At 75.5% G+C, this 3,483-nt stretch carries 5 protein-coding genes; 3 read left to right on the forward strand and 2 right to left on the reverse strand.

From position 1 onward, the window contains the following. Window positions 1-515: MarR family winged helix-turn-helix transcriptional regulator (locus DZG00_RS13575; RefSeq protein WP_119455727.1), on the reverse strand; the 515-nt coding region annotated here is incomplete at its 3' end. Between the two features lie 62 nt (window positions 516-577). On the opposite strand from DZG00_RS13575, the gene DZG00_RS13580 reads away from it, so the two are divergent. From DZG00_RS13580 to DZG00_RS13590, 3 genes are read left to right on the forward strand one after another with little or no spacing between them, the layout of a single operon-like run. Then, on the forward strand, window positions 578-1,108 hold the full coding sequence (locus DZG00_RS13580) for a phenolic acid decarboxylase (RefSeq protein ID WP_119383279.1): 531 nt from the start codon (window positions 578-580) through the stop codon (window positions 1,106-1,108). Continuing rightward, window positions 1,108-1,908 carry an alpha/beta hydrolase gene (locus tag DZG00_RS13585; RefSeq protein ID WP_119455728.1) on the forward strand — a complete coding sequence of 267 codons (801 nt, stop codon included), beginning with the start codon at window positions 1,108-1,110 and terminating at the stop codon, window positions 1,906-1,908. The genes DZG00_RS13580 and DZG00_RS13585 overlap by 1 nt, the downstream gene beginning before the upstream one ends. A gap of 32 nt (window positions 1,909-1,940) precedes the next feature. Continuing rightward, complete coding sequence (locus DZG00_RS13590; RefSeq protein WP_119382664.1) at window positions 1,941-2,462, forward strand: GNAT family N-acetyltransferase; 522 nt, start codon at window positions 1,941-1,943, stop codon at window positions 2,460-2,462. Window positions 2,463-2,471: 9 nt separating this feature from the next. Here DZG00_RS13590 and DZG00_RS13595 read toward each other — a convergent pair. Continuing rightward, the coding region (locus DZG00_RS13595; protein WP_199689821.1) for an ABC transporter substrate-binding protein at window positions 2,472-3,483 on the reverse strand (1,012 nt) is incomplete at its 5' end.

The following is a 3,483-nucleotide window of genomic DNA, read 5'->3' on the forward strand; positions in this document are numbered from 1 at the left end:
CGCGTCGTCGCGTCCGCGGCGGCATCGCGCACCGCGGATGCCGCCGGCGCGGGCTCCCCGCCGATCGCCGCGTGCAGGGCCTCGAGGGCGGGCAGCGCACGGGCGATGTCATGCCGCTCGGCGGCCGTGAGTCCGCGGAGCGCGCCCACGAGCACGCCCTCGGCCGAGCGGTCGAACCTGCGCAGCAGATCCCGCGCGTGATCCGTGAGGCCCACCTCGGTGCTGCGGCCGTCGCCCTTCGCGAGGCGCCGGTCGACGAGGCCGTCGCGCTCCATCGCGAGGATCAGGTTGCTGACGGTCGAGCGCGCGAGCCCGAGCGCGCGGCCGAGCAGGGTGGGCGTGGCCCAGCCGATGGCCTCGAGACGGCGGAGCACCTCGACCTGCGCGTCCGGCAGGTCCGGCAGGTCGGCCGCGCTCCGCGACGCGTTCATGAGGCGGCGCCGGAAGGGCCCGAGCTCCGAGCCGAGCCGACGCGCGACCGCCGCGAGCTCGGCGTCGGTCGGGTCGGATGGCATGCACCGAGGATACCCAGCCAGATGCGCTTGTGACAAACGCAATCCGGTGTCAGGATGCCCGCATGACAACGATCACCACGAGCGTCGAGCACCCCGTGCCCGCTCAGGACCTCAGCCCCCTCGTCGGCCACCGCCTCATCTACACGTACGCCAACGGCTGGCAGTACGAGATGTACGTGAAGAACGCCACGACCATCGACTACCGCATCCACACGGGCATGGTCGGCGGCCGCTGGGTGAAGGACCAGACGGTCGACCTCGTCGCCCTGGCCGACGGCGTCTTCAAGGTCTCGTGGAACGAGCCCACGGGCACCAGCGTCGTCGTGAACATCATCCCGGCGGCCCGCGTGCTGCACGGCACGATCTTCTTCCCGCGCTGGGTGGAGGAGGACGGGTCCAAGACCGTCCTGTTCCAGAACGACCACCTCGACGAGATGCGCGCCCACCGCGACGCGGGCCCCACCTACCCGATCTACGTCGTGCCGGAGTTCGCGCACATCACCCTCGACGAGTTCGTGGGCGCGGACGACGAGACCGTCGTCGACACGGCCCCCGGCGACCTCCCGACCGGGTTCGCCGACCGGCGGAACTGATGGACCGGGCCGCCGCCCGGGTCGCCCCGCTCGCGCTCGACCACGGCGGGCGCACCCTCCGCGGCTGGGAGCACGGCACCGTCCGCGACGGCGCCCCCGCGGCGCTCCTCGTGCACGGCTTCAGCGACACGGGCACCGGCGGCCACGGCCTGTGGGTGCCGGTCGCCCGGGCGCTGGCCGCGTCCGGCACCGCGGCGCGCGCGTACGACCGGCTCGGGCACGGCGTGAGCGACGGCGACTTCGCCGACGTGCGCCTGCTCGACGAGGTCGACCAGGTGTCCGCGATGATCCGCGCCCTCGCCCGGGACGCCGGCGGACCCGTGCACGTGGTCGCCCACAGCCTCGGCGCCGTCGAATCCGCGCTGGCCGCGGCGCGCGCACCCGAGCTCGTGGCGAGCCTCACGCTCTGGTCGCCGGCGGGCGTCGTGGTGGACGACATCACGGTGCACGGCCGCGTGATGCACCTGCCGCTCGCCGTGGCCCGCGAGCGCGGCGTCGTCGACCTCGGCGGCATGGGCCTCGGGATGGCCTTCCCGGACGAGGTGCTCGCGGGCGTCGACGTCTACGGGCCGGTCGCGGGATACGCCGGGCCGGTCGACGTGCTGCACGGCACGGCCGACGAGATCGTGCCGGTCCCCTACGGCGAGCGGTACGGCGAGCTCATGCCGGGCGCGACCTTCACGGCCGTGGCGGGCGCGGATCACGGCTGGTCGTCGGTGGAGCTGCGCCGGATGCTGGTCGAGCGGCTGCTCGCGCACGTGGCGCGGGCGTCGGGCGCGTCCGGCCCGGCGACGGCCTAGCCCGCGCGGCGGCAGGCGGGGAGGATGGGGGCGTGCTCGCACCCCTCGTCCTCCCCGTCCCGCTCCTCGCGCGCGTCCACGGCGTGACCCTCCGCCGCGCGACGCCCGCCGACCTCGACCCGCTCATGGACCTGCTCGCCGACGACGAGGTGAGCGCCGCGCGCGGCGACGCGGTGCAGCCGGGCGACGCCGACCTCCACCGCCGCGCGCTCGAGAGGATCGTCGCCGACCCCGCGAACGACCTGCTCGTCGCGACCGACGGGGACGGCGCGGTCGTCGCCACGCTGCAGCTGACGCTGATCCCCGGCATGGCCCGACGCGGCAGCACGCGCCTCCAGGTGGAGGCGGTGCGCGTGCGTCGCGACCTGCGGTCCGCCGGCATCGGCCGCGCCATGATGCGCTGGGTCGCGGACACCGCGGCGCCCGCCCTCGGCGCCGCCCTCGTGCAGCTCACCTCGGACGCCGCCCGCGGCGACGCCCACCGCTTCTACGAGCGGCTCGGGTACGCGCCCTCGCACGTGGGGTTCAAGCTGCGGATCCCCGGCGACGCGTAGCCGCGCGGATCAGCCGAGCGCGGACTCCATCGCGTCGAGCACCGCGCGCGCCGCGGTGGGGCCGGTGTTGAGGTAGAACACGTCGTCGTCCACGAAGGTCACGGCGTCGTCGGCGACCGCCTGCAGCGTCGGCCACAGCGGCAGGCCGGTGAGCGCCCGCTCGTCGCCGCCCTGGACGCCCGCGAACACGTGGTCGCCCTCGGCCAGGTCGATCTGCTCCTCGCTGATGTCGCGCGAGGTCGCGTCGGCGAAGTCCTGCGCCTCGGGGCGCGCGAGGCCCGCGTCCTCCGCGACGGATCCGGAGAAGGAGGCCACGCCGAACACGCGCAGGCGGTCGGCCGAGGAGCGGACGAAGGAGACGGTGGTGCCGGCCGCGACGCCCGCGCCGAAGGCGGCCGCGTCGGACTGGTAGGAGTCGAGCCAGGAGGCGGCCTGCTGGGTGCGGCCGACCGCGTCGGCGAGGAGCAGGAGGTCCTGCTTCCAGTAGAGGCCCGTGCCCTGCGTCGCGACCGTGGGCGCGATGGAGGAGAGGCTCGCGTAGAGCGACGCCGCGTCCTTGCCCGTGACGTTCATGAGGATCAGGTCGGGCTTCGCCGCCGCCACGCTCTCGATGTCGGGCGAGATGCGGTCGCCGAGGGGCGCGACGGCGGCGAGCGCGTCGGCGTCCTCCGGGAACGCGCGCGTGAGGTAGTCGGGGACGACGGCCGCGCCGTCGGCCGCGGTGGAGGCGACCGGGACGATCCCGAGGGTGAGCAGGGCGTCGGCCTGGCCGGTCGAGATGACGGCGACCCGCTGGGGCGCCGCGGGGATCGTGGTCGTGCCGGCGAAGTGGACGACGGTGCGCGGGAAGACGCCGTCGGGCTGGCCGCTGCCCTTGCCCTCGGGCATGGTGCGCGACGTCGTGTAGCCGGTGGCGGCCGTGTCGGCGGCGCCGCCCGCGCCCGTCGCGCCGGCTCCGGTGGACGCGGCAGGAGCGGCGCAGGCGGTGAGCGCGACGAGGACGGCGCCGGTGAGCGCGAGG

This window comes from Clavibacter lycopersici (assembly GCF_003576405.1).
In the GTDB taxonomy this organism is placed as follows: Bacteria; Actinomycetota; Actinomycetes; order Actinomycetales; family Microbacteriaceae; genus Clavibacter; species Clavibacter lycopersici.

Bases quoted from the DNA above. Each gene is read 5' to 3' on its own strand.
- DZG00_RS13580 (WP_119383279.1), top strand. From the start codon at position 578: ATGACAACGATCACCACGAGCGTCGAGCACCCCGTGCCCGCTCAGGAC.
- DZG00_RS13585 (WP_119455728.1), top strand. From the start codon at position 1,108: ATGGACCGGGCCGCCGCCCGGGTCGCCCCGCTCGCGCTCGACCACGGC.